Origin of the sequence: Nocardiopsis tropica (assembly GCF_042660575.1) — a bacterium.
In the GTDB taxonomy this organism is placed as follows: Bacteria; Actinomycetota; Actinomycetes; order Streptosporangiales; family Streptosporangiaceae; genus Nocardiopsis; species Nocardiopsis tropica.
Window position 1 is genome coordinate 107,438 of sequence record NZ_JBHSUF010000021.1, and the last position, 24,384, is coordinate 131,821.

At 72.7% G+C, this 24,384-nt stretch carries 28 protein-coding genes; 15 read left to right on the plus strand and 13 right to left on the minus strand.

Going from position 1 to position 24,384, the window contains the following annotated elements; genetic code table 11:
- Positions 1 to 135: 135 nt before the first annotated feature.
- Together ACFQBR_RS27555 and ACFQBR_RS27560 are read right to left on the minus strand one after the other, a co-directional pair.
- Positions 136 to 657: a hypothetical protein gene (locus ACFQBR_RS27555; RefSeq protein ID WP_344182678.1), complete on the minus strand. Its 522-nt coding sequence runs from the start codon at positions 655 to 657 to the stop codon at positions 136 to 138.
- Between the two features lie 50 nt (positions 658 to 707).
- Complete coding sequence (locus tag ACFQBR_RS27560; RefSeq protein ID WP_267944791.1) at positions 708 to 1,082, minus strand: DUF6507 family protein; 375 nt, start codon at positions 1,080 to 1,082, stop codon at positions 708 to 710.
- A gap of 494 nt (positions 1,083 to 1,576) precedes the next feature.
- On the opposite strand from ACFQBR_RS27560, the gene ACFQBR_RS27565 reads away from it, so the two are divergent.
- From ACFQBR_RS27565 to ACFQBR_RS27580, 4 genes are all read left to right on the plus strand, one after another.
- Positions 1,577 to 3,094 (plus strand): DUF6177 family protein, encoded by a 1,518-nt coding sequence (locus ACFQBR_RS27565; RefSeq protein WP_344182676.1) that lies wholly within the window; start codon positions 1,577 to 1,579, stop codon positions 3,092 to 3,094.
- Between the two features lie 257 nt (positions 3,095 to 3,351).
- On the plus strand, positions 3,352 to 3,819 hold the full coding sequence (locus tag ACFQBR_RS27570; protein ID WP_344182674.1) for a hypothetical protein: 468 nt from the start codon (positions 3,352 to 3,354) through the stop codon (positions 3,817 to 3,819).
- A 719-nt stretch (positions 3,820 to 4,538) separates the two neighbouring features.
- Complete coding sequence (locus ACFQBR_RS27575; RefSeq protein WP_344182672.1) at positions 4,539 to 5,135, plus strand: TetR/AcrR family transcriptional regulator; 597 nt, start codon at positions 4,539 to 4,541, stop codon at positions 5,133 to 5,135.
- Between the two features lie 331 nt (positions 5,136 to 5,466).
- Entirely contained in the window at positions 5,467 to 6,201 is a 735-nt protein-coding gene (locus tag ACFQBR_RS27580) for an SDR family NAD(P)-dependent oxidoreductase (protein ID WP_344182670.1), read from the plus strand.
- A gap of 388 nt (positions 6,202 to 6,589) precedes the next feature.
- Here the strand turns inward: ACFQBR_RS27580 and ACFQBR_RS27585 are convergent, their stop codons facing one another.
- Entirely contained in the window at positions 6,590 to 7,060 is a 471-nt protein-coding gene (locus ACFQBR_RS27585) for a MarR family winged helix-turn-helix transcriptional regulator (protein ID WP_344182668.1), read from the minus strand.
- Positions 7,061 to 7,179: 119 nt separating this feature from the next.
- Here ACFQBR_RS27585 and ACFQBR_RS27590 point away from each other — a divergent pair, with 119 nt between their 5' ends.
- Together ACFQBR_RS27590 and ACFQBR_RS27595 are read left to right on the plus strand one after the other, a co-directional pair.
- On the plus strand, positions 7,180 to 8,058 hold the full coding sequence (locus tag ACFQBR_RS27590; RefSeq protein ID WP_344182666.1) for a dioxygenase family protein: 879 nt from the start codon (positions 7,180 to 7,182) through the stop codon (positions 8,056 to 8,058).
- 79 nt (positions 8,059 to 8,137) lie between these two features.
- Positions 8,138 to 9,073 carry an NADP-dependent oxidoreductase gene (locus ACFQBR_RS27595; RefSeq protein WP_344182664.1) on the plus strand — a complete coding sequence of 312 codons (936 nt, stop codon included), beginning with the start codon at positions 8,138 to 8,140 and terminating at the stop codon, positions 9,071 to 9,073.
- Between the two features lie 103 nt (positions 9,074 to 9,176).
- On the opposite strand, the gene ACFQBR_RS27600 is transcribed toward ACFQBR_RS27595, so the two are convergent.
- The 3 genes from ACFQBR_RS27600 to ACFQBR_RS27610 all read right to left on the minus strand — a co-directional run bounded on the left by ACFQBR_RS27600 (position 9,177) and on the right by ACFQBR_RS27610 (position 11,827).
- Positions 9,177 to 10,739, minus strand: coding sequence for an MFS transporter (locus ACFQBR_RS27600; protein ID WP_344182662.1), 1,563 nt, complete (start codon positions 10,737 to 10,739; stop codon positions 9,177 to 9,179).
- On the minus strand, positions 10,736 to 11,293 hold the full coding sequence (locus tag ACFQBR_RS27605; RefSeq protein WP_344182660.1) for a TetR/AcrR family transcriptional regulator: 558 nt from the start codon (positions 11,291 to 11,293) through the stop codon (positions 10,736 to 10,738). The genes ACFQBR_RS27600 and ACFQBR_RS27605 overlap by 4 nt, the downstream gene beginning before the upstream one ends.
- Positions 11,294 to 11,608: 315 nt before the next feature.
- Positions 11,609 to 11,827: a hypothetical protein gene (locus tag ACFQBR_RS27610; protein ID WP_344182658.1), complete on the minus strand. Its 219-nt coding sequence runs from the start codon at positions 11,825 to 11,827 to the stop codon at positions 11,609 to 11,611.
- A gap of 875 nt (positions 11,828 to 12,702) precedes the next feature.
- On the opposite strand from ACFQBR_RS27610, the gene ACFQBR_RS27615 reads away from it, so the two are divergent.
- The 5 genes from ACFQBR_RS27615 (at position 12,703) to ACFQBR_RS27635 (ending at position 15,972) form a co-directional block, all read left to right on the plus strand.
- Positions 12,703 to 12,912: a hypothetical protein gene (locus ACFQBR_RS27615; protein ID WP_344182654.1), complete on the plus strand. Its 210-nt coding sequence runs from the start codon at positions 12,703 to 12,705 to the stop codon at positions 12,910 to 12,912.
- 166 nt (positions 12,913 to 13,078) lie between these two features.
- A complete protein-coding gene (locus tag ACFQBR_RS27620; RefSeq protein ID WP_344182652.1) occupies positions 13,079 to 14,266 on the plus strand; it encodes an FAD-dependent monooxygenase in 1,188 nt (395 codons plus the stop codon).
- A 10-nt stretch (positions 14,267 to 14,276) separates the two neighbouring features.
- Positions 14,277 to 14,879: a TetR/AcrR family transcriptional regulator gene (locus ACFQBR_RS27625; protein WP_344182650.1), complete on the plus strand. Its 603-nt coding sequence runs from the start codon at positions 14,277 to 14,279 to the stop codon at positions 14,877 to 14,879.
- Between the two features lie 409 nt (positions 14,880 to 15,288).
- Entirely contained in the window at positions 15,289 to 15,543 is a 255-nt protein-coding gene (locus ACFQBR_RS27630; RefSeq protein WP_344182649.1) for a hypothetical protein, read from the plus strand.
- A gap of 12 nt (positions 15,544 to 15,555) precedes the next feature.
- Positions 15,556 to 15,972 (plus strand): P-loop nucleotide/nucleoside kinase family protein, encoded by a 417-nt coding sequence (locus ACFQBR_RS27635; RefSeq protein WP_344182647.1) that lies wholly within the window; start codon positions 15,556 to 15,558, stop codon positions 15,970 to 15,972.
- Between the two features lie 120 nt (positions 15,973 to 16,092).
- On the opposite strand, the gene ACFQBR_RS27640 is transcribed toward ACFQBR_RS27635, so the two are convergent.
- From ACFQBR_RS27640 to ACFQBR_RS27650, 3 genes are read right to left on the minus strand one after another with little or no spacing between them, the layout of a single operon-like run.
- Positions 16,093 to 17,376, minus strand: a complete 1,284-nt coding sequence (locus tag ACFQBR_RS27640) for a glycosyltransferase (RefSeq protein WP_344182645.1) — start codon at positions 17,374 to 17,376, stop codon at positions 16,093 to 16,095.
- A 1-nt stretch (position 17,377) separates the two neighbouring features.
- A complete protein-coding gene (locus tag ACFQBR_RS27645; RefSeq protein ID WP_344182643.1) occupies positions 17,378 to 17,992 on the minus strand; it encodes a TetR/AcrR family transcriptional regulator in 615 nt (204 codons plus the stop codon).
- Positions 17,993 to 18,024: 32 nt separating this feature from the next.
- Positions 18,025 to 18,567 carry a hypothetical protein gene (locus tag ACFQBR_RS27650; protein WP_344182641.1) on the minus strand — a complete coding sequence of 181 codons (543 nt, stop codon included), beginning with the start codon at positions 18,565 to 18,567 and terminating at the stop codon, positions 18,025 to 18,027.
- A 218-nt stretch (positions 18,568 to 18,785) separates the two neighbouring features.
- On the opposite strand from ACFQBR_RS27650, the gene ACFQBR_RS27655 reads away from it, so the two are divergent.
- Both ACFQBR_RS27655 and ACFQBR_RS27660 read left to right on the plus strand, forming a co-directional pair.
- Positions 18,786 to 19,247, plus strand: a complete 462-nt coding sequence (locus ACFQBR_RS27655) for a GbsR/MarR family transcriptional regulator (RefSeq protein WP_344182639.1) — start codon at positions 18,786 to 18,788, stop codon at positions 19,245 to 19,247.
- A complete protein-coding gene (locus ACFQBR_RS27660; protein ID WP_344182637.1) occupies positions 19,244 to 20,470 on the plus strand; it encodes a glycosyltransferase in 1,227 nt (408 codons plus the stop codon). Before ACFQBR_RS27655 ends, ACFQBR_RS27660 begins: the two co-directional genes overlap by 4 nt.
- Before the next feature lie 150 nt (positions 20,471 to 20,620).
- Here the strand turns inward: ACFQBR_RS27660 and ACFQBR_RS27665 are convergent, their stop codons facing one another.
- A complete protein-coding gene (locus ACFQBR_RS27665) occupies positions 20,621 to 21,004 on the minus strand; it encodes a YybH family protein (protein WP_344182635.1) in 384 nt (127 codons plus the stop codon).
- Between the two features lie 63 nt (positions 21,005 to 21,067).
- Here ACFQBR_RS27665 and ACFQBR_RS27670 point away from each other — a divergent pair, with 63 nt between their 5' ends.
- Entirely contained in the window at positions 21,068 to 21,424 is a 357-nt protein-coding gene (locus ACFQBR_RS27670) for a winged helix-turn-helix transcriptional regulator (protein ID WP_344182633.1), read from the plus strand.
- A 129-nt stretch (positions 21,425 to 21,553) separates the two neighbouring features.
- On the opposite strand, the gene ACFQBR_RS27675 is transcribed toward ACFQBR_RS27670, so the two are convergent.
- Positions 21,554 to 22,501: an MmyB family transcriptional regulator gene (locus ACFQBR_RS27675; RefSeq protein ID WP_344182631.1), complete on the minus strand. Its 948-nt coding sequence runs from the start codon at positions 22,499 to 22,501 to the stop codon at positions 21,554 to 21,556.
- Between the two features lie 118 nt (positions 22,502 to 22,619).
- Here ACFQBR_RS27675 and ACFQBR_RS27680 point away from each other — a divergent pair, with 118 nt between their 5' ends.
- On the plus strand, positions 22,620 to 23,837 hold the full coding sequence (locus ACFQBR_RS27680; protein ID WP_344182629.1) for an MFS transporter: 1,218 nt from the start codon (positions 22,620 to 22,622) through the stop codon (positions 23,835 to 23,837).
- Between the two features lie 92 nt (positions 23,838 to 23,929).
- On the opposite strand, the gene ACFQBR_RS27685 is transcribed toward ACFQBR_RS27680, so the two are convergent.
- Both ACFQBR_RS27685 and ACFQBR_RS27690 read right to left on the minus strand, forming a co-directional pair.
- Entirely contained in the window at positions 23,930 to 24,106 is a 177-nt protein-coding gene (locus ACFQBR_RS27685) for a DUF397 domain-containing protein (RefSeq protein ID WP_344182627.1), read from the minus strand.
- A partial coding sequence (locus ACFQBR_RS27690; protein ID WP_378554814.1) for a Scr1 family TA system antitoxin-like transcriptional regulator occupies positions 24,099 to 24,384 on the minus strand: 286 nt, incomplete at its 5' end. The genes ACFQBR_RS27690 and ACFQBR_RS27685, both read right to left, overlap by 8 nt.

A 24,384-nucleotide genomic window follows, 5' to 3' on the forward strand; every position in this document is an offset into this window, starting at 1 on the left:
GCGGATCCGCGTCCCGGTCCGAGGGGGTCGGGCGGAGCGGGTCCGGGCGGCCGGTGGGGGCTGGCACCGGTGGGAGGGGGCGGGGGAAGGGTTCAGCGGCGGTGCCGTGCGCCGGGCGCACGGCACCGGGGAGGGTCAGGCGCCGGCGCCGTCGAGGGCGTCGAGCCCGGCCTCGGTCTCGGGGGCCCTGGGCTCGTCCCCGAGGTGGGTGGGGAGCGTGCCCCGGTACAGGCCCGCGGCGTCGATGTCGATCGTGCCGGTGGTCGACAGGGAGAAGCCGCCGCCGCGCTCGTACATGCGGATCAGCGGCTCGAAGGGGTCGGGCAGGTCCGGCAGGGACACCCCGGCGTCGCGGGCCGCCGCCATGTGCAGCGCCCACACGCAGCTCTTGCCCACCGTCGGGTACTGCTCAACGATCACCGGGCTCCCCAGTACGCCTTCGACCACCTCGTCGGCGGCGCGCACGCCCGGCGCCGCGAACTCCGCGATGTCGTAGAACGGCCACCCCTTGGCGCCCAGGGCACGCGTCCACACGGCCGAGCGGCGCAGGTACTCGCGCATCAGCGCGACCCGCGACCGCGTGTGCTCCAGGTCGCCGTCCCAGTCGATCGCGTGGATGCGGACGGCGAGGTCGCTGACCGCGGTGGTGGTGCTCATCGTGATCCCTTCACGTCGGGGGCGTCGGGGTGCGGGGCGGGGGGTGGGCGTCAGACGGCCTGGTTGGGGCCGTTCGAGGGGGGCGGCGGGGGCGGGGGCGGGATCACTCCCGCGTTGGCCTGGGCCTCCTCCGCCATCTCGAGGTTGCCGTTCATGTAGTGGGTGGTGGCCTCGCTGGCGCCGGTGACGGCGGCCATGGTCAGGCCCGCGATGTCGCCCATGATCCCGAAGTAGTGCTCGGCGAACTCGCCCAGGGCCATGCCGATGATGCCGCTCTTGGCGTATTCGCCGCTGTCCACCAGGTGTTCCTCGACGTTCTCCATGACGCCGACCAGGCCTTCGCCGCTGCCCTCCTCGCCGAGGTGGCCGGCGACGGCCTGGAGGACGCCGCCCACGGCCGCGGGCTGGATGTTCCACTGCGACACGGACTGCTCCTTTCGCGTGTGCGCCGGTCGGTGTGCGGCCGGCGCGGTCCGGACCCGTCGGTCCCGGGGTGCGGGTCGTCGAAGAGTGCGAGCGGGGGGCGGCGCGCGGGTCAGGCGTCGCGGGAGGAAAAGGTTACCGGTCGGACGTCGCCCGGGGCCACGGCAGCCGGCGGGGCCGGCTCCCGGGACGCGGACACAGGTGTGACGTCCTCTCCGCGTTGAAGGTTTCACCGTCTTCGGACGAAAGGAAACCACCCGCGCGCGAGGGTTTCGGGGGCGCCCGCGACCTGCGGCGGCACGGACCGGAGGTCCGTCCACCCCCTCCGGCACCGGGCGCCCCAGGGGTCCGTCAGGAGCGGGTTCGGCGACGCCCCCGCCGCCGGAGGCGTCGCCGCGGCCGCTCCGGGAACACATGGACGTGAACCTTCCGGACATCCCGGGTATCCCACCCGGCACCACTCCGCCGTCCGACCCCCTGTGTTGAGGAGACCCCCTTGAGCCACGACGCGGTCGCCCTGCTGGCCGACGCCCCCGACCGCCGCGCCCTCATCGACGCGCTCGCCGCAGCCGGGCGCGACCTGCGGGTGCGCCTGGTCGCCGACGGAGCCCTGGTGGAGCTCGTCGACGAGGGCGGCCGGGTGGTCGCCGCCATGCAGGCCGCCCAGAAGCTGGCCCTGTCCGCCGAGGCCGAGCGCCTGCTCGCCGACGGCATCGCCGACGACCTGCCCGCCCAGCCGTACTGGGTGGAGGCCCGCGGCGCGGACCTCCCCGGCGCCGACACCGCCGGGGTGGTCGGCCGCTTCGCCCGCCGCCTCGCCGAGCGCCTGGGCGGCTCGGTGTGGGAGCCCGCCCCCGGGCTGGACCGGCGCGATCCGTTCCTGGAGGGCGCCACCGGCCACCCCGCGGTCACCGCCCTCACCGAGCAGGCCGCCGTCGTGGTGCAGGACCGCCCCCTGGTCCCGCTCTCCCCCTGGATCGTGGACGTCCTGGCCCGCCACGGCCGCAGGGGCCTGCGCCTCCAGGTCGTCACCCCCTCGACCTCGCGCATCACCCACGCCCTGCACTCCTTCCTGATGTCCCCCGCCGCCCGCTGGGTGGTCCAGGCCCCCGGGGGCTCCTACTACGACGGCTTCTCCGGCGTTCGGCTGCGCTGGGACGAGCGCGAGGCCTTCACCGTGGACGGGGACGCCCGGGCCGACGGCCCGCCGGAGGCGTTCCGCGCCGACGACGCCGACCGCGGCTGCCAACTGCACGTGGACCTCAACGTGGAGCACCCCGCCGACAACGGCCTGGTCCTGGGCCGCTCCGTGGAGCTGCTCGCCGAGCGCCTGGGCGGCGGTCCGCCCGCCGTGTGGGGCACGGCGGAGCCCCTCCCCCAGGAGTGGAGGCGGGCCGTGTTCACCCGGACCGTGCGCAACCGAGCCCCCGGCCGGACCTGGGCGGCGTTCTCCGGCCCGCCCGGGGGTGCGCGCGAGGACGGCGTGCGCCCGTTCGCGGGCACGGTGCGGGTGAGCCGCACCTCGTTCGGGGTGCGCGAGGCGATCACGTTCGCCGTCGGGTACCCCGAGGGCGCCGAGCCCGACCTGTCGGTGCTGCCCTCGCTGGTCGGGGAGCTGACCGAGCGGGACGTGCTGCGGACCATGACGGTGCGCCGGGTGGGCGGCCGCGCCGATCTCACCTACGCGCCCCACTGGGCGGGTCTGCCTCTGCCGGTGGGCATGGCCCTGGGCCAGGAGGCGGTGGCCGTCATCGGCACCGCTCGGGCGCTGGGCGCCCCCGTGCGCCCGCTGCCGTTCGGGCCGCCGCTGACCCCCGCGTTCTGGTACCAGGTGGGTACCGGGGTGGAGCACGACTCCTGGGTGCGGTTCCGGGGGCTGATGGCCCACCTGCACCCCGAGGGCCGCCCCGGCGCCCCCGGGGACGCCCCCGGCCCCGGACAGGCGACCGATCACGGGGACGCGCCCGCCGACAGCGCCCCCTCCCCCGGCGACGCTCCCGCGGCGGCTCCGTGAGCCACCGCGTCCTGACGCGCCGAGACGCCCGCCGCGCCCGTGGTCGGCGGGGTTCCCACGGGCCTGTCGGCGCTGCCGGCGGCCACCGATCGCACGGGGAGGGTCATCGGCTGTGCCCTGACCATCCCGCCGGGCCGAACGACCGCTCGGCGCATGAGGCGTTGGACCTCGGCCGGGGAGAGCGCCCGAGTACGTGACGGCCGACGGCAACGCCGTCGAGTTCCGACACGATGACACATCTGAGCAGGAGCGATGCGATGCGTGCAACCGATGCCCCCGACGGGTCCGTGACCCTGGACATGTCGCAGGCCGAGGCGACGGTTCTACACGAGCTGATCGCCTTTGCAGAGTTCGCGTACGACCTGAGCTCGATCGAATCGGCGAGACCGGTCGAGCAGAAGGTGCTGTCCGACGTACAGCAGGCGCTCGCGCCGCTCATCCTCCCGGAACTCGGCGCTCACGGCTACGACGCCGTGATGAACCGCGCTCGCGCCGCCATCGACCTCAGCTCCTTTCGGGCTCCCTGTCCACCCGGCGCAGAGGAAGAGGGTGCGATGGACAAGCGCGCGGTCGCCCGCGCACTCGCCGCTGTGATCGCGGACGAGATCGAGGCGCAACTCGGGGTGTGCCGCCCGGTCGGTGAGATGCCTGCGCTGATCGCCGACGCGGTCTTGGACGCCTTCCGTGTCGAGCGCGTCGACCAGGCCGACCCGCCTGTCGGTTGACCCAGGACGCCGACGGGCGGGTGCTCATCCGGCTCGGCGACCCACCGGCCCCGGTCCCCGAACCCTTCGCTGACCCGCCGCTCCAGGCCAGGGACCGACGGACCGACATGAACACGAACAACCGGGATGCGACCTGGCTGTTTCCCGGACGCAGGGCCGGACGCCCCCTGTATCCGCACAGTCCCGCCGAGCTGATCCGCGACATCGGTCTTCCCGGAACGGCGGTGCGCGCCTCCGCGCTGCGTCAACTCGTGCTCCAGGCCCCGCACCGGTCCTCGCCCAGGCGCTGGGGTTCCATTCCACGACCACCACCCGGGCCGTTGCCCGGGCGGGCGGGCGGGCGGGACCTGGAGCCGCTACGCCTCCAGCGACCACACGCAGTGATCACGGCGGCCGGAGCCACGGAGAACGCAGATCACTCGATCTACAATTCCTGACTGTCTCGACCCCCGGCATCGGCGGTCGCGACGCCGGCCTTCTGGCAGAGCGACGGGATCGGCGACCCGGCGGGCCCTCATCGCCAGGAAGAGGCCGATGTGCCGACCGGTCTTGCGGTCCAGCGTCTTCGGCCACTGCGGCCGAGGGTCCTGTCATGCCCCAATCTCAACGCGGTCCACGCGGTGGGCGTCGTCTTCGCTGTGCGCGCCGGGCACAAGCCGTCGGACGACGCGGAACCCCTCGTTGTGGCCCGCGTAGTCCAGAACCAGTACGCTGGGCGGATGGCGCGACCTCGTGAGTTCGACGAAAACCGCGTGCTTCTCGCTGTCCGCGACGAGTTCTGGGACAAGGGGTACGCGGCGACGTCGATGGACGACCTGCTGCGCGTGAGCGGGTTGGGCAAGGGCAGCCTCTACGGGGCGTTCGGGGATAAGAGAAGCTTGTTTCTCCGGGTGCTGCGGGAGTACGACGACGCGAACCTGCTGGCACTGCGCGAGCGTCTGGCTTCTGCCGCCAAGGGGGTCGACGTGGTGCGCGAGTTCGTCCTCGGCCTGACCGGTGACCCGACCGGGGCGGCTGCGCGCCGGGGCTGCCTGCTGGCCAACAGCAACGCCGAGCTTGCCGCTAGCACCCCGGACGTCGCTGCCGAGGCCCGCCGCAGCTACGACGCGATCACCGCCGTCCTCACCACGGCGCTGGAGCGCGCCCGGAGCGAAGGCGACCTCGATCCCGGTGCCGATCCTTCCGAGACCGCCCGTGCGGCCCTTGTCGCGCAGCTCGGTCTCATCGCGCTCGGGCGCACCGGCATGGATATCGACGCGCTGAGCACGACCGCTCACTCCACCCTGGCACGACTGCTGCCCGCCCCAGCGCAGTAACAGCGCCCTACCGAGCGGCCCGTACCGCCGCAGTCCGCGGCCGGCCTGGCGCCCTGCGGCGCGCCCTCGAGCTGCGCGCCGCTGTTTCCGGGGGGAACGCGGTCCGCCTGCAGGCCCTCTGTGTGCTGCCGGCTGCCGGTCGGCCCGATCCGCGACCGACGACTTGAGCCGCCCCGGGTGGCCGGTCCGCCCCTGTGATGCCGCCGCCTGTGACGGGGTGGGCCCGAGACGCGGAGCCCCGATGTTTCGACACGAGCCACATCTTGACCGATCGGTCCATAACAGGGGTATGGTTATTGACGCACCAGTCCACAATGAAGAGGAGGGCGGCATGGCCGTCTTGGAAGGTAAGATCGCCGTCGTTACCGGGGCCGGCACCGGCATCGGGTTTGCGACCGCTCGCGCATTCCGCGACGCGGGCGCCACGGTGTTCATCACCGGTCGCCGCAAGCACGTGCTCGACGCCGCGGTCGCCGAGCTCGGCGACCGCGTGACCGGCGTCGTCTGCGACGTCTCGGTGCCCTCCGAGCTCGACGCGTTCTACAGCACCGTGCGGGACCAGGCCGGACGCGTCGACGTGCTGGTCGCCAACGCCGGCATCGGCATCGCGGCTCCGTTCGGCGAGGTGACCGAAGAGCTGATCGACTCGGTGTTCGCCACCAACGTCAAGGGAACGATCTTCACGCTCCAGCAGGCGCTACCGCTGCTCAGCAAGAACGCTTCGGTGATCCTGACGGGCTCGACCGCCTCGACCCGACCCGACCAGGGACTTGAGGTCTACGCGGCGTCGAAGGCCGCAGTTCGCACCCTCGCTCGCGGTTGGGCCCTCAGCGCGCGCACACACGGCTTCCGTGTCAACGTCGTATCCCCCGGCGGTACACGCACCGAAGGCCTGCTGGAGCTCGTCCCACCCGAGGCGCTCAAGCAGGCCGAAGCCACTGTCCCCCTCGGCCGGCTCGCCGAGCCCGAGGAGATCGCCGCCCTGACGACGTTCCTCGCCTCGGACGCGTCGAGCTACATCAACGGCGCCGAGTTCCACGCCGACGGTGGATACGCCCAGGTGTAAGTGGCCGCACGTGCGGGCCAGGGCCTCGGCCCTGGCCCGCACGTCCTCGGCGTCCCGGGCGAGGTGGCAGGAGGACTCGGCGCCGACGAGCCGGTGCAGCGGCGTGGCCCGGCGCTGGAGGCGGTCCGGACGGCTGCCGGCGGTGGAGCCGGGGGCGTTGTTCAGCGTGTGCGCCCTGCTGGTCGCCGAGGCGTGCAGCACCGGCCTTCCCCCGTGGTCGAACCCGGGACGAGTCCCCTGACGCCGGGCCGCCTGCAGCAGGTCGACCGCGCCTCTATGTGCGCCGAGCCCCTACGCGCGGCCGAAGCCCACCTCGCAGCGCCCCCCACCCCGTCACCGGCGTCGCGGGGGCGGGGCCGGCGGGAACCCCCGTCCGGGAAGGGCGCGCTCAGCCCCCTTCGGTCTCCTGGCGCACGGTGGCGGCGATGCGGGTGAGCGCGGTCCCGAGGTGGCGGCGCTGAGCGGCGGTGAGCGGGTCGAACACGAGCCGCTTCACCTGCGCGACGTGTTCCGGTGCGCTCTCGACGAGCTTCTGCCGACCGGCGCCGGTCAGGGTGGCGAGGGTGTACCGACCGTCGCCGGGGTCGGGTCGGCGGACGACCCAGTCACGGGCCTCGAAACGGTCCATCACCTTCGACAGGCGGGGCTGGGTGCTGTCGCAGAGCCGGGCCAGCTCGCTGAGCCGCATCGTGGCCTCGTCGGCCGTGGACAGCCGGGCCAGGACCCCGTACTCGAAGTTGGAGATGCCCGCCTCCCGCTGCAGCTGGCGGTCGAGGGCCGCTGGTAGGGCGATGACGACCGTGAGCAGCGCCTGCCACAGGTCCTGTTGGTCGTCGTCGAGCCAGGGTTGGGAGTCCATGACCCCCATCATACTTGCCTGGGCAACTGGCATCACTTGCACAGGCAACCCTCAACGGGCTACCTTTCACTTGCCTGGGAAAGTAAAAACGCTTTCCCAGGCAAGTGAAGGAGCTGGTTTTGACCACCACGAGCAGCCTGAACCCCTCTGTACCGCCGCGCGCACCGGCCGCGGCGTACGACGACCTCCTCGCCCGGGTCCTGCCACAGGCGCGCGGACAGCGGGTGTGGACCCCCTCCGACGGACCCATGCCCAGCCTCTTCGTCAGCCACGGCGCCCCGTTCACCCTCGACGACCCGCAGTGGCTCGACGACCTCTTCGACTGGGCCCGGTCGATGCCCAAACCCCGGGCCGTCGTCGTGGTATCGGCCCACTGGGAACAGGCGCCGGCCGCGATATCGGGAGCCGCGGCCGGCGTCCCGCTCCACTACGACTTCAGCGGCTTCCACCCCCGCTACAAGACCCTTCCCTACGCGACCCCGGACGCCACCGACCTGGCGCGGCGGCTCACCGGCCTGCTGGGCCCGACACCGGTGCACGAGTTCGCCGACCGCGGCCTCGACCACGGCGCCTTCATCCCGCTCATGGCCATGTACCCCGCCGCCGACGTCCCGGTCGTGCAGTTGTCGATGCCCGGCCTGGACCCCGGCGCCCTGCTCGACCTCGGCACACGCCTGCGCCCCCTGCGCGAGGAAGGCGTCCTCGTCCTCGGCTCGGGCTTCATGACGCACAGTTTCGCCGTCTTCCGCCGGCCCGAGCTCGCCGCCGCCACCGCGGCCTTCGACGCATGGGCCGTCGATGCCCTCGCCCGGGGCGACGCCGATGCCCTCGCCGATTACCGCACCAAGGCGCCCGGCGCCGCGATCGCCCATCCGACGGCCGACCACTTCGTCCCGCTGCTGTTGACCGTCGGCGCCGCCGACGACCCCGGCAGCGCCGTGAGCGCGATCGACCGCATGGTGATGGGCAACTCCATCCGGTCGGTGCAGCTGGCCTGAGCGCCTCGACGTGCTTCACCCTCGCGCCTGATCGCCCGTCCTGGGGCGACGACACCATCACACCCTGGAGGAAAGTGTTATGAAGGCAATCCGTTTCCACGAGTTCGGCAGCAGCGAGGTCCTGCGCCACGAGGACGTCGACCGTCCGGTCCCCGGCGCCGGCCAGGTGCTGGTGCGGGTGGCGGCCACCTCGTTCAACCCGGTCGACGACCACATCCGCGCCGGCGTCCTGGCCGAGATGCTCCCGATCACCCTGCCGTACGTGCCGGGGATCGACCTGGCGGGCACCGTCGCCGAACTCGGCGCGGGCGTGACGGGCCCGGCCGTGGGCGACCGGGTCGTGGCGATGCTGCCCCTGGACTCCGCCGGCGGGGCCGCCGAGTACGCACTCGTCCCGGCCGGGTCCCTGGCCCCGGCTCCCCGGACGATCGAGCTGGTCGACGCCGCGGCGCTGCCGCTGACCGGCCTGGCGGCCTGGCAGACGGCCTTCGAGCTCGCAGAGCTGAAGCCCGGGCAGAGCGTCCTGGTCAACGGGGCGGGGGGCGCTGTGGGCAGCCTCGTGGTGCAGCTCGCCGTCGACGCGGGGGCGCACGTGACCGCGGTGGACGCGCCACAGCACGCCGACCGCCTTCGGGGCTACGGCGCGGACCGGGTCGTCGGCCCCCTCGACCTGGCCGCGGGCCCTGCCGCCGTGGGCGGTCCCTTCCAGGTCGTGGTGAACCACGTGCGCGTCTCCCCGGAGGAGCTCGCGCGGCTGGCGGACTACGTCGCCGACGGCGGGGTCGCCGCCAGCACGGCCGGCCCGGTCCCCGAGGACCCCGACCGGAAGGTGCGCACCGCGAGCCTGTGGGTCCGCAGCGACGGCGCGCAGCTGGCCGAGCTCGTCGCCAAGGTGGACGCCGGCAGGCTCCGGCTCCACGTCGCCGACCGCCGCCCGATGGCCGAGCTGGCCGCCGTGCACGGGGACGCCGCCTCCGGGCGGCTGCCCGGCAAGACCGTCGTGCTCGCCCGCTGACCACACCCCGACCGCGTCTGGAGGACGCCGACCGCCCCCGCACCCGTCCTGTGACGGTGCGGGGGCGGCGCCCGGTCCGCCGCCCCGCGGCGGCGGTCGGGCCTCAGTGGCCCTTGGTCACGTCCAGGTCCTTGGGCGTGAGGGCGAACACCACGACCACCGACACCAGCATGATCGCGGCGCCGATGCCGCCGACCAGCACCAGGCCGTGGGTGAAGGCCTCCTGTGCCTGGGCGGCGGCCGCGGCGCCGGCGGGGCCCAGGTCGGCCAGGACGTGCAGGGCGCCGCCCAGGGACTCCTGCGCCGCCCCCACCCCGTGCGGGCCCAGGCCCGCGGCGGCGAGGTCGGAGGCGGGCAGTTCGGCGCGGTAGAGGGCGGCCGCCGCGCTGCCCAGCACGGCCACGCCCAGGACCGCGCCCAGTTCGTAGGAGGTCTCCTCGATCGCGGCGGCGCTGCCCGCGTGCTCGGCCGGGGTCCCCGACATGATGATCGCCGAGGCGATGGCCAGGGATCCCATGCCCGCGCCGAGCAGGGTCAGGAAGATCGCGACCGGCGCGTAGGTGAGCGGTGCGGGGGCGAGGGCCAGGGCGGCGAAGCCCAGCGCCGACAGCGCCAGGCCGCCCACCAGGACGGTGCGGGCGCCGATCCGCTGGGCCAGCACCGGCGCCAGCGGGGAGACCACCGTGGCGGCGACGGCCATCGGCAGCAGCCCGATCCCGGCCTGTAGGGGCGACAGCCCCTGCACGAGCTGGAACCACTGCGCCGCGAGCAGCAGCGCCGATCCCATCGCCAGCATGGTGAACAGCGCTGCCAGCGTCCCGGCCGTGAAGGAGGGGACGGTGAACAGGCGCACCCGCAGCAGCGGCGAGTCGCTGTGGAGGCAGCGCAGCACGAACCAGACCAGCAGGGCCAGTCCCGCCGCGAGCGCCGCCAGTGCCAGGGCGTCGGCCGGTCCCTCCTTGGCGATGCGCTTGATGCCCCACACCAGGGCGGTCATGCCCGCGATCGACAGGGCGGTGGCCAGGGCGTCCCAGCGACCGGGGTGGGGGTTGCGCGCCTCGGGCAGCAGGAACAGGCTCGCGACGATGGCCGCGGCCATCAGGGGCACGTTCAGCAGGAACGCCGCGTGCCAGGAGAAGTGCTCCAGCAGCAGACCGCCCACGATGGGTCCCACGGCCGCTCCCAGGGAGGCGACGGCCGCCCAGATGCCCAGCGCCTTGGCGCGTTCGGCCGGGTCGGTGAACAGGCTGCGGATCATCGAGAGCGTGGCCGGCATGATCATCGCCCCGCCCACGCCCAGCAGGGCGCGCACGGCGATCACCACGGGGGCCGACTCGGCCGCCAGGACCAGCAGGGAGGCCCCGCCGAAGACGGCGAAGCCGGTCAGGAGCATCCTCTTGCGGCCCCACCGGTCGCCCAGGGTGCTCATGGTGACCAGGAGGCCGGCCAGGACCAGCGAGTAGATGTCGACGATCCACAGCTGCTGGGCCGCGGTCGGGGACAGCGCCGCGGCCATCTCGGGCAGGGCGACGTTGAGGATGGTCATGTCCATGACCACCACGAGCAGGCTGGCGGCCAGCACCGCCAGGGCGGCCCAGCGGCGGCCGGCGGACAGGTGTCCGGCGGTGGCGCCCGGTGCGTCGGAGGTGTGGTGTGGAGTGCTCACGGCTTCTCTTCCAGGGATGTGCTCATCAGGGCGGCGATCGCCATGCGCAGCGCCGCTTCGTCCAGGGGACGGTCGTGGAGCAGGGTGTACAGGATTACCCCGTCCAGGTAGACGGCCGTGGCCCGGGCCGCTTCGGGCGCGGCGTAGGCCTGCAGGATCTCGGTGACCCCCTGTACCCACTGCTGGGCGAACGGACGCAGCTCGGGGTTGTCCACGCCGGCGAAGTAGAGCAGGCTCTCGGCGCGCAGCCGCTCGCGGTCGCCCAGGTAGGCGGCGAACAGAGCGGCGATGCCCTCGGGGCGGCCGTCGCAGTCGTGGATCTCCTGCGCGAACTCGCGCAGCTCCTCGTCGGCCTGCTCGGCGATGGCCTGCAGTGCGGCGGCGCGCAGGTCGTCCAGGGAGTCGAAGTAGTAGGTGGTGGCCCCCAGCGGCACCCGGGCCAGTTCGGCCACCCGCCGGTGCGTCAGGGCGGAGCTGCCGTTGGCGACCATCTCCTGCGCTGCGGCCTCGACCATGGCGCGTCGGCGCCCCTCGGGGTCCCGGCGGGAGGTCATGGGCGCTCCCCCTGTGCGCGTCGCCCAGAGGTCCGGAACAGCATCTTTTTCACCCCAATGTCTGGTACGTGCGTACAAGTACAAACGTACTAGAAGGGGGATGCCGTCCGCCCGTGTCATGCGCCACCACCGCAAGGCCCCTCGTGAGGCGGACCGGGCAGGGGTTGTTGACGGCCTCGGGGATGCCAGTGGATCGGCCGCCAACTCGTCAGTACTCCTCCTCCGTCTCTTCCTGTGCTGACGGTGAGTGCTCGGGGAGAAGACTGAACCGCACAGCCGGGTCGACGGCGAGTTCGCCCTCGACGGTGACGGCCGTCAGCCCGGCGTCGGCCAGGCCCTCGGCGCCCGTGCTCCAGTCGGTGCCGTGCGGGGCCGGGCCAAGCCCCAGCAGCGCGGTGCCAGCGGCCCGGCCACCTGTGGGTGGTGCTCGTCGCGCAGGTGGGCGGCGAGCAGGGCGTGGAAGTCGCCGACGCCGCGGACGCGCTGTTCCCACGCCAGCGTCCGAGTGTGCGCGGCGCGGTAGACCTGGTCCACGCGGGCGGCGCTCCCGCCGCCGCATCCGGGCCGGTCGGAGGAATGTTCCCGACACCCCGGCAAGGGCAGCTCTGTGGTCACGAGGCCCCCGAGCGGCGTTTCGCCGTTCGGGGGCCTCCCCGCGTCCGGGCTGATTCCAGGGATTGTTGCAAAACGGCTGTCAGTTGTTTGTGGCCACGAGCTCGGCCAGGCGCTCGGCCGGGGTGGGGTGTCCCAGCCGAGCGTCTTGCGTGGGTGCCCGTTGAGCTCCTCGGCCTCAGGTTCCTTCACCGGTCGCCACTTCAGGCGGCGGGCGACCTCGCGCAGTTCCCTGATCGGGATGCGGAGCTTGCCCGAGAGCCGCGCCAGCGCGGGGGCGGGCACCGCGGTCAGGTCGGGGGGGGAGGGGTGACCGTCAGCGAACAGCCAAACGGGGAGGCTGAGCGTTGGGTTTTCCGCCAGAACTACCGCGACCCCGTGATCTCGCCGTGGCTTCGGACGGGGTCTGGCGCTAAATCGGCTCGACATCGAGATCCGCAAGCACGGCGGCCGCTGGTCGAATCACACCTGCAAATGATCGACCAGCACATCGCAGATCTGGGCATCGACCGAGAGGCCCTGCTCGAATGCCTCGCTCAGGCAACCCGCGAGGATCCGCAGCCACCGCCAGGCTGACCCGGTGCACCTTCTACGCGCCACCAGCTCCTACACCGTCATCTGTGAAGAGCCGCTAAATCCTGGAGCAATCCCCCTCGCCCCCGGCTCCCGGCTCCCGGTCCCTGAATCGCTCGCCGAGCTGCTTCGGACCTTCGCCGCCCGCCCGCCGGCCGAACCCGACCACTGCGACCAACCCCGGGGCGCACTGGCTCTGCCCCAGGCGCCGGGCCGGCCAGCCGATGGACACCAGCACGCTCGCCGGCCGGGTGCGCAGGAACGGGCTCCCGACCTTCCACGGCCGCACCGCCGCCATCCGCCAGCCCGTGCTCCAAGCCCCGGCGCCGGTCATCGCCCGGATGCTCGGCTACCACCCCGAACACATCACCGCGCTGCCCGCCGAGGCGGGAAGCCCGTGGTCCCACTACGCCCCCAACGATCACGCAGAGTGACTACACGGGGCGGGAAGAGGCGAAGACCGAGTACTCGATCACCGGCCTCCACCAGAACCGTCCCCAATGTGTGACGCAGGGCACCTACCCCTCGCGCCAAAGTTGCGACAAAACGTCGTAACTTGAAGTTGCGACAGATCGTCGCAACTTTTGGAGGGGTGTCCCGATGACACAGCAGGACAAACGCGCGCTCGTGGTGGGACTGGGCATCGCGGGGATCTCGGCGGCGATCGGTCTGCGCAGGGCCGGATGGGAGCCCGTGATCGTGGAACGCGCCCCGCAGCGCCGCACGGGCGGGTACTTCGTCGGCGTCTTCCCCGACGGCAAACAGGCCGCCGAGGACCTGGGCATGACCCCGCACCTGCACGTGCGCAACCCCACCGCCGGCCAAGACTGGAACGTGGGCCCCTCGGGCCGGGCCACACCCGGCGCCGGATTCCTCGACCAGCCCGGCGCCCCCTACGCCGTCCTGCGCGGGGACATCGAGCAAGGCCTGTGGCGCACGCTCCAGGACCTGGGGGACGTCCAGGTGCGGTTCGACACCCGCCCGGTCGCCATCACACAGACCCCGCAGAGGGCGAAGGTGACACTCGAGGAGGCAGCCACCGGCGCCCACACGGTCGAGGAGTACGACCTGGTCGTGGGCGCCGACGGGGTGCGCTCAAGCGTGCGCGAGCTGGCCTTCGGCCCGCACCAGGACTACCTGGACCAGTGGCAGGCCATCATCTGCGCCTTCGAACTCGACCGGCAGGTCCCCGGGTACGGGCCCCAGGACGGCATCATCAACGCCCGCTCCCGCCGAGCGGCCTGGGTCTTCGGCTTCGCCGACCGCACCCCCACCGTGCTGCTGACCTACCGCACCAAGGACGTCGACGCGCAGTTCACCCGACCTGCCCTGGAGACCCTGCGCGAGGTGTACGCAGGCATGGACCACCCCGCCCTGACCCACGCGCTGGACGAGCTCGGCCGGGCCCCCGACTTCCTGTTCGACTCGGTCAACCAGGTCAAGATGCCCACCTGGCGCTCGGGAAGGGTGGTCCTGGTCGGGGACGCCGCCTGGTGCCTGAACCTGTACTCCGGCATGGGCTCCACCGCGGCAATGCGCGGCGGCGCGGACCTGGGCAAGGCCCTGGCGGCCCACCCTGGCGACCTCCAGGCCGCCCTGGCCGAATGGGAGAAGGGCATGCGCCCCTTCATCACCCACCACCAGCGCCGTGCCCGCATCATGCAGCAGTTGTTCGTGCCCTCGGGGCCGGTGGCCGAACGCGTGCGCGCCCTGGTCCTGGGAACCATCGGCGCGGTCGGGCGGCTGAAGTCGCGCAAGACCGGCGCCGACGCCCCCGTGGGCGGGTGATACTGGGCTCATGGCACGTATCAAGGGCGCCACCTTCCAGGCCCACCACGAACAGGTCTGGGACGACCTGACCGAGGCGCTGGGCGGTCTGCTCGACGAGCAGGGCTATGACGGGTTCAACCTCGCGCACGTGGCCGCCCGGGCCGGGATCGCACGCAACACGATCTACAACTACGCCAAGGACAAGGCCTCCCTGGTGGCCAAGGCCGCCCAGCTCGCCAGCCGCGACGTCCTGGAGCGCGTCGACAAGATCGCCGCAGGCCCGGGGCCGGCCCCCCAGCGCCTGGCCGACATCGCGGAGGTGCTGATGCGATCGTTCACGGCCCCCGCGCTCCGGCTGATGCTGCACGCACCCCCGGACACCGTGCCCCAGGAGGTCCTCGAACTCCCCGAGGGCCCCTTCGCCCAGGTTGCCGCCGCAGTGGAGAAGGTCGTGGCCGACGGTGTCGCCGAGGGCTCCTTCCGCCCGCTGGCGGACGTTCCGCTGACCACCCACCTGCTCAGCGGCATCGTGCGCGCCGGCGCCGACCGGATGGCCCGCCGTGGGGCGGACGTCGAGGAGGTCCTGCCCGCGGTCCAGGAGTTGCTCTTGGCCGCTCTCGCCCCCCGCTGACCCTCCCGCGGCCTTGGCCGCCCCGGGCCGCAGGTGCGCAGCGCGAATCTCGGCCGAAGGGGTGCCGTTGAGGTAGCGCACGTTCTGGATCCGATGCCCCCGGCGCCTGCCGCCGGGGGCGCTCGTTTTCCTGGACCTGGCCTCCACTGAGTGAATCTGCCGGACCGCTACTCCTCCTCCCTGCCGGAGACGGCCGTCGGCCGAGCCACGATCCAAGCCACGTAGCTACTGACGGGTTGCTTTGCCCCTCGCCGCAGCTTCGGGAGAACCACCCCTACACGCTGTGCCAGGCGCTCGACCGGCCGCCCCCGCTCAAGGCCGCACTCGACCACCTCCAGGCCCACCCGGACAGGGCCGGGGCTTGGGCGTTGCGCCGCACCGGAGCACACACCTACGTCCTGGGGCCCGGATGGGCCTGCTCACCGCCGAACAGCGGGCCGCGCTGGAGAAAGCCGCCGGGCGGGTGATCCCGATCGGAGCGGAGGAAGCCGGGGTCCTGGCCGCGCTGCCGGGGTTCGGTCCCCCTCCGCGCGGCGCGAACTGGGACTCCGGTCTCCGAGGCCTGGCCGCAGCAGGTCTGCCAGCGGGCACCGTCGAGGACGGGTTCGCCGTCGCCCCGGACGTCCGGTTCAGCCTCTTCCCCGAGCACTCACCGTCAGCGTGAGAGGAAGCAGAGGTGAGCACTGACGTGTTCGGGGTCCTTCGCCCCGACAACAGCACCCCGATAGCCGAGCTGATGTTGACCGCCGCCGTGACACGCCAGCTGACCCTGGGCATGAGCGCGATCATCGACGCGACCGGACACACCAGGGCCCAGCGCCGCAGATGGCAGTCGATCACCGAGCGCCTGGGCGGGACGTTCATCGGAGTGGAATGCGTCTGCTCGGACGAAGAGGTCCAGCGCCTCCGGCTGGAGGGCAGGTCCAGGGGCATCCCCTGCTGGCCGACGACGGTCTCGTGGGAGCACGCCGAACGCATGAGAGAGCTGTGGGAGCCGTGGGAGGAGCCGCACCTGGTGCTGGACTCGGCGATCAACCCGTCCGAGGAGAGCCTGCGCCGTGTGCTGGACCTGATACCGGATGAGGACCGGTGACGGAGAAGTCGCTGTCATCCCCATGGCCGAATCGACTGTCATGTTCGCGGCCGTCAACAGGGGACCCCGCGACACGGGCCCCGGCCGCCCGGGGGCGCCCCTGGACGGCCCGGGCGGGACTCAGCCGGCCGGGCCGGGCAGCGCGACCTCCTCCAGGACGCGGACCGCCTCCCGCGCTCCGCCCTCCGCGCGGACCCGCTCCCCCAGGTCCGCGGCGCGCGCGGCGGTTCCGGGACCGGTGAGCGCCTCGGTCAGTGCGGCGGCCAGGCCGTCCTCGGACAGGCGCCGGCCGCCGAGCGGGGCGGGGGCGACCCCCGCGTCGTGGACGCGCGCGGCCCAGAACGGCTGGTCCCCCCAGAACGGGCACACGACCTGGGGACGTCCCGCGGCAGCCGCGGCCCCCGTGGTCCCGGCCCCCGCGTGGTGGACGACGGCCGAGCACCGGGGGAACAGGCGTTCGTGCGGAGCACGGTCGATGAGCAGGACGTCGCTGTCCGCCTCGGCGGCGTCGATGCCGCCGCACCCGGCGGCGACGATCGCGCGCACGCCCGCGCGGCGCACGGCTGCCGTGACGACGCGGCCGGTGGCGGCGGGATCGAGGGTGGGCAGGCTGCTGAATCCGACGAACACGGGGGGCTCGCCGGCGGCCAGGAACGCCTCCAGCTCCGCCGGGGGCTCCCACGCGGTGTCGGGCGGGGCGAACCAGAAACCGGTGGTCCGCACCTGCGGGGGGTAGTGGGCCCCGGCGGGGAGCAGGTGCCGGCTGAAGGCGTGGAGCACCGTGGCGGGTGCGCCGTCCGGTCGCAGGAGGGGGTCGTGCCGCCCGGGCCGGGACGCCAGCCCCAGTTCCCGGCGCAGGTCCTCGGCGACGCCGCGCTGGCCGCGCAGGGCCAGGGCGGCCAGCCGGTAGGTGAGCGGGTTGAGCGCTCCGGGGGCGCGCTCCGGCCAGGGCACCCCGGGGGCGGGGAAGGCGTGGATGGGGACCCAGGAGGGTTGCAGGGCCACCGGCACGGCGGGCACGGCGAGGCGTTCGGCGACGTGGGCGCCTGGCATCCCGGGGATGTGCACGACGACGTCGGCCCCGAGGTCGACGGTGGCCGCCATGTCGGCGTACACGCGCCGCATGAGCGGGGTGATCTCGCGCAGGAGGGAGACGGTGTGGGCCGCGCCGCGCAGGCCGCGCAGGCCCGTCTCCATCACCCCTTTCATCCCGGGGTCGTCCATGAGGGCGTTGGGGCCGTCGTCCACCGGGTGGTAGGCCACCGCGTGGTCGGCGGCGAGGGCGGCGTAGGACCGGGGGCCGGCGACCGTGGCCGTGTGGCCGGCGTCGGCCAGGGCGCGGGCCAGGGCCAGGAAGGGCTGGACGTCCCCCCGGGTTCCGTGGGTGAGCAGCAGGGCGTGCACGTCATTCCCTTCGTGCGGTCAGACCGCGCGCGACGATGTCGATGAGCAGGTCGAGCGTCTGCTCGTAGGAGTCGGGCGCCGCCAGCCGGTCGGCGTTCATGGGCAGCAGCATGACGGTCTGGATGACGCCGACGACGGCGGCCAGAGGGGCCGGGACCAGCTCTCCGCCCTCCAGGCCGGCGGTGACGAACGCGTTGAGCGCGTTCACGGGGTTGTCGGGGAACCCCTCCAGGCGGGCGGGGTCGGCCTTGCGCAGGACGGCGTCCATCTCCTCGGGGTGGGTCATGAGCCGCCGGTACAGGGGGTCGGTGTCCAGCACCTCCAGCGTGGCGCGCAGGAAGCGGCGCAGCGCCTCCTCTGTGTCGTCGGTGGTGGTCAGGGCCTCGTCGATGACGCGGCGTTTCACGTCGGCCATCCGGCGCAGCATCAGCTCCAGGTAGAGGGCCTCCTTGGAGTCGAAGAACACGTAGAAGCTGCTCTTGGCGATGCCGGCGGGGGCGACCAGGTCCTCCAGGGAGGTCTTGCGCAGGCCCCGTGCGGTGAACAGGGCCTCTCCCGACCCCAGCAGCAGGTCGGTGATGCGGGCCTTCTCCCGCGGTGAGAACGCCGGTGGCATGTCCGCTCCCCTCTCGATGTCGGTGCGCGCGGTCACCTGGTGACCGGTCGCGTGTCCCGGTCGCCGTGCCGGGCCCCGGTCAGGGACAGCGGCAGTCCTCGGCGGCGGGCCACGAGGACGACGGCGGCGGTCGTGATCACCATGCCCGATCCCAGCGGCAGCAGGGTGGCCAGCCCGTCCGCGCCGGAGTTGGCGACGGTCCAGGAGATCTTGGCGGCCAGGCCGCCGTTGACGACGATCAGGCCCCATCCGAGGGAGCGGTACCAGAAGGCCGCGCACAGGGATCCGAGCAGGACGGGGACCAGGGCCAGGCTGGCCCAGGTCACCCACGTGGGGTCGGTGAACAGCTGTTCCTCCATCGCCAGGACCGCGGCCATGGCCGGGTCGACCTCCTCGGGTTCGGGGAACCAGAAGAAGCTCGACAGCATCGCGGCGATGGTCAGGGACAGGGCCAGGGGTCGGCGGGTCCAGCAGAAGTAGGCGACGGGCAGGAAGAACAGGGGTCGGATGTACCAGCTCAGGGGGTTGAGGTGGCGCGGCCAGGCCCAGGCGGCGAAGTCGGCGAGCAGGTCCACGGAGATCTCCTTCGATCAACTGCATACATAAAAACACTTTGTACTTTTGTTTTCAAGAGCCCTCTGCAGCCTCCTCCTGAGCGGTGGGGCCGACACCCGCCGGTCCGGCCGGAGCGCACGCCAGGGGGATGACCTGTTCGCGGACGGGGCCTTGCCGCCAGCGCCCCATTGGGTTACTTTGTTCGGAACGATCCGAACAAAGCGATGAACGGTGGCGTATGGACGACGTGGAGGCCTTCGTCGAGGAGGCCGCGATGTTCTACGAGCGCCTGGGGCTGAGCAGGACCCAGGGGCGGGTCATGGGGTGGCTCATGAGTTCCGCCGAGGAGGACGCCGACGCCCCCCGGCTGTGCGAGGCCCTGGCCGTCGCCAAGAGCAGCATGAGCGTCGCGCTGAGTGGGCTGGAGCGGAGCGGGCTCGTGGAGCGGTTCCGGCGCCGCGGGGAGCGGCGGGACAGGTACCGGCTCGCCCAGGACGTCTTCGAGCGCGCCTTCCGCGCGAAGATGGCCGAGTTCGAGGGGTTCCGCCACCTGGCCGAGCGCGGTCTCGCGGCGGTGGGCGACGACCCCGCCCGGCGCGAACGCCTCGAGCTCATGCGCGACATGTACGGGTTCATGGCCGACCGCTTCCCGAAGCTCCTGGACGAGTGGGACCGGGTCAAGCAGGAGGGACGGCGATGAGGGCGCTGATCGTCACGACCGGGAGCAGGGGCGACGTCCAGCCCTTCGTAGCCCTGGCCCGCGCGCTCACGCGGGAGGGCCACGGGGCCGTGGTCGCGGCGCCCCGCCGGTTCGCGCCGCTGGCCTCCCGCCACGGAACGGACTTCCTGCCGATGGACGAGGGCGTGCTCGCCCTCCAGGACGACCTCGCCCACCGGGGAACCCTCGCCGCCCTCACCTCGGCCCGCGCGGTCGGGCCGCTCATGCGGGCCTGGCTGGACGACGTGGCGCGGTTGTCCGACGCCGACTGCGACGTCGTCGTCCACGCGCCCAAGGCGCTGGGCGCCGCCGACCTGGCCGACCTCCTCGGGGTGCCCTCGATCGCGGTGCTCACCCTGCCGCTGTACACACCGACCGCCGAGTTCGCCTCCCCGCTGGTCCCGGTCCTCGTGCCCCGTTTCCTCCACCGTCCGAGCTGGCGGCTGGCCGCCGCCGTGGAGGCCCCCTACCGGGGGCTGCTGCGCCACTGGCGCTCCGAGGAGCTGGGCCTGCACGGGCGGCCCGCGTCGCTGTCCGAACGCATCGCCGCCGGCGGGGCACTGCACATCTGGAGCCGGCACCTGGTGCCCTCCCCCGCCGACTGGCCGCCCGACGCCGCCCCCTCGGGCGCCCTCCTCCTGCCCTCCGAGGACGGGTGGACCCCGCCGGACGAGCTGGCCCGGTTCCTCGACGCGGGGAGTGCGCCGGTCTACGTCGGGTTCGGCAGCATGGTGTCGAGGGATGCCGCCGAGCTCACCCGCACCGTCGTCGAGGGCGTGCGCCTGAGCGGCCACCGGGCCGTCCTGGCGACCGGGTGGGGAGCCCTCTCCGCCTCCGGGGAGGCGTCGGACGACGTCCTGGTGGTGGACGAGGCCCCCCACGACCGGCTGTTCCCGCACATGGCGGCCGTGGTGCACCACGGCGGGGCGGGGACCACCGCCGCCGCGCTGCGCGCCGGTGTCCCCCAGGTCGTGCGGCCCTTCGTCGGGGACCAGTGGTTCTGGGGCGACCGGGTCCGGCGGGCGGGTGTGGGCCCCGCCCCCCTCACGGGGACGCTGACGCCGCAGCGGCTGGCCGCCGCGATCGACCGCGCCCGCGAACACGCCGACCGCGCCCGGCTCCTGGCCGGGGACGTCCGGGAGGAGGAGCGCACGGCGGCCGAGCGGGCCGTCCAGCGCGTGCTGGCGGCGGCGCACGGCCGTTGACCCGATGCGGCCCGCCGTGGCGGGCGGGCCGCGACCTCCGCCGGAACCGTGCGGGTGCCCTCGGGCCGGCTCCGCGTCCGGACCTGCGCGGGAGGATTCACCGGGCGCGCCGTGGCAGGACGCCGTTCCCCCTGCGCCGTCGGCGACGGGCTACCGGGCCCCGGTGCCGAAGGGGTTGTCGATGGCATACCGCCAGCGCCCGTCCGGGCCCCGCCGGGCGACGTCGGTGGCGGTGCCCTCGATGTGCACCGCCTGCCCCTCGCGGCCGGTGCCCTCGATGCTCCAGTCCACGATCAGCAGCGCCAGGTCTCCGCTGGTGTGGACGTGTCGCGGGCGGACGGAGACGGGAACGCCGAGCCCCTGCAGCCGGGCGTTGGCGGCGTGTGCGTCCGGTCCTGTCAGCGGCGTCCGCGGGTCCAGGACCAGCACCGCCGCGTCCTCGTAGACCTGGGCCAGCGCGTCGGGGTCGCCGCTGTTGAACCGCTCGGCGAACACCGCTGGCACGTCTTCGGGCCGTTCTGCCAGTTCTCTCATGGTCGACGGACGTCCTTCCGGTTCGGGATCATGAAGGTGTCGACCACGCTAGGAGGCGCTCTCGTGACTCACCCAACGGTTGGCCACCCGGGGCTGCCCGAGGATCCGCGCGCGGACGTCGCGGAGCCCACGCCCACCTGCCCCGTGGAGATCGCCCTCTCGGCCGTCCAGGGCCGTTGGACGACGCTGGTGGTGCGCGAACTGCTGCGCGGCGACCGCTCCTACAGCGAGCTCCGCGAGGCCCTGCCGAAGCTGTCGGACAAGGTGCTGTCCGACCGTCTCGCACACCTCTGCGCGGCCGAGGTGGTCGGGCGGGAACGGCGTCCGGGCTGGCCGCCGAGGGTGCGCTACTCGCTGACGCCCCGGGGCCGCAGCCTCGGCCCGGTCCTCCAGGCCCTGTGGGACTGGGGCAGCCTCTAGATCCGAGGCCGCGAACCGGCCCCGCCGACCGCCCGAGTCCCCCGCCCCTCGGGCCGGTGCACCGAGGGCGCGGTCGCATGGCATCCGCTGTCCGACGCGTGCGCGCGGATCCGGGTACTCGCGTGCCGGTCAGTTCCGCCGGTACGCCGACGGTGTCCGTGCCGAAGCCGTGCCGTTGGCGTTCTCCGCAGTGGGAGGCCTGCCTCCCAGCCCCTCGTCGTGCGTGAGGGTCTCCAGCAGGGTCATCGCATCGGCGAACATCTGATCGCTCGGGGTGTAGACCTCCAAGCGGTGGTCGGGGCTGTCGGCCTGGAGCCAGATCTGGAACTCCATGCTCAGCTCGCCGACCAGGGGATGGCGGAAGCGCTTGGTGCCACCGACGCACTCCCCCACGCGGCCGGACGCCCAGAGGGAGGAGAACTCGGGGTCCTTCATGCTCAGCTCGCCCACGAGTTCGGCCAGACGGGTGTCATCGAGGTACTTGCCGCTGATCCGCCGCAGGTAGGCGACGTTCGTGGACGCCTCGGTCTTCCAGTCCACGTAGGAGTCCCGCACACGCGGGTCCAGGAACAGCAGCCTCGGCATGGACGGCCGTGTCGCGGGGTCCGCGGTGCTGTCGAACGGCAGGTGCGGGGCCAGCAGGGCATGGCCCGTCCGGGTCCAGGCCAGCGCGTCGTTGCGTCGCCCCAGGAGCACGGCGGGCTGACCGGAGATGGCCTCCAGCATCGCCAGCGCCCGGGGGTGCGGTCGCTCGGGCCTGGTCCGGGGCGCAGGACGCAGTTGCGAGGGTTTGGCCAGGTCGAGCAGGTGCTCGACCTCGGTCGGCGTCAGCCGCAGCGCACGCGCCAGGGCGAGGAGCACCTCGGTCGAGGCGTTGCGTGCCTGCCCCTGTTCCAGTCGCGTGTAGTAGGCGACGCTGACGCCGGCCAGCTGGGCGACTTCCTCACGCCGTAGCCCGGGGACCCTGCGGCGCCGGCCCCAGCCGATGACATCGGCCTGTTCGGGGTCGAGGGCAGCGCGACGGGAGCGCAGGAACTCACCCAGGTTCCCCGATGGTGTGCTCGCCGAAGGTGTCATACCTACCAGGGTAGGTACTCCGGCCCGAACCAGCATGACCCTGTCAGTGGTAGGAACCCCGGGCGCACACCCGACAGGTGTCTGGCTGCCGTATCCCGGTCCGTCCAGGCTGGTGGGCATGCTTTCCCACGACAACGCCTCACGCACCCGGCTGGTGCTGCTGACCCTGGCCGCCGGCGCCTTCGGGATCGGCACCACCGAGTTCGCGATCTCCGGCCTGATGCCCGGAATCGCCATCGAATTCGGCATCTCGGTCACCACCGCGGGCTGGGCCGCGACAGCCTACGCCCTCGGCGTCTTCCTCGGCGCCCCGGTCCTGATCCTGGTCGGGCAGCGGTTCGAGAAGAAGAGATTCCTGCTCGTCCTCATGGGCCTGTTCGTGGTCGGGAACCTGCTGACCGCCTTCGCCCCGTCCTTCGCGCTGACCCTCCTGGGCAGAGTGGTCTCCTCACTGACCCATGCGGCCTTCATCGGCATCGGCTCGATCATCGCCTCGCGCGCGGTTCCCGAGCACAAGAAGACCAGCGCGATCGCGTTCATGTTCTCCGGTCTGACCCTGGCCACGCTCATCGGCACCCCGATCGCCACCTGGGTCTCCACGGAGTTCTCCTGGCGGACCTCGTTCCTGGGCATCTCGGCGATCGGCCTGGTCGTCCTGGTCGGCATCCTCGCCTGCATCCCGGCGAGCAGGACCGATGAGTCGTTCGACTTCGCCGCCGAGGTCCGCGCCTTCGTCAACCCACAACTGCTGCTCGCGATGCTGATCACCGTCCTCGGACCGGCGGGGTTCTTCACCTCCATCACCTACATCGCCCCCATCACCATGAACGCGACCGGCACCCCGGAGAGCTGGATCACGGCCTACATGCTCGTCTTCGGGCTCGGGCTGTTCATCGGCAACATCCTGGGAGGACGGCTGGCCGACAGGAACCTCATGGGGCTGCTGCTGGGAAGCCTTGCCCTGCTCACGGTCACGCTGCTCGTGTTCTGGCTCGCCGCGGACAACGTCGTGGTCACGTTCGCCGCGGTGTTCCTCATGGCCGCCGCGGGCTTCGCCACCGTCTCCCCGATCCAGCGCCTGGTGATGGAACGGGCCGAACGCGCCGGCGCCCCCAACCTCGCATCCTCGATGAACATCGGCATGTTCAACCTCGGCAACGCCATCGGGGCCTGGTTGGGCGGCTACGTCATCAACACGGGACTCGGCGACAGCAGCCCCAACCTCGCCGGCGGACTGCTCGCTACCGGCGCGCTCGTGGTCGGCGTCGTCATCTGGCTGCAGTCGAAGAAGTCCGCCCACGGCCGGCGGCCTGCCGGGCTGGCCCAGGTGGGGTGACCCCGAGAGGCAGGGCTCCGGCTCGCACAGGAGAACCGCACCCCGTAGCCGGACGGGGTGCGGTTCTTCGCGTGCAGGATGTGGGGGGGGTGTTACCGGCCGCGCACCGCGTTCACCAGCGCGATCCACTCAGGAGCTGGGGCATCGAGATGCCCCAGCTCCCGGTTCTGGGTATCCCGGATACCGGTGACCAGACCCTCTGCAACCTCGACGCAGTGGCCCTGCTGGCCGCTGTAGCTGGATTTGTGCCACACTCCATCGTCAGTCATCGAGATGCCCTCTTCTCACTTCAATGAACCGCACAGTCTCTTCGTGCGGAAGCGCCTGCGAGCGCAGCGCACCGAACTTCCTCTGGGAGTTTGCCACGGTCTGTGCATCAACGATCACGTGCCCTGCGCCCGGCACTTCAGCGTAGACCAGACTCTCGGCCTCACTCATCTCGAGTACGACGTGTTTCGTGCCGGGTGTGATGGAGGCTCTCAAACCTGGGAAGGATGAGGGACATGCCAGCACCGAGGAAATACCCCGATGAGCTGCGCGAACGCGC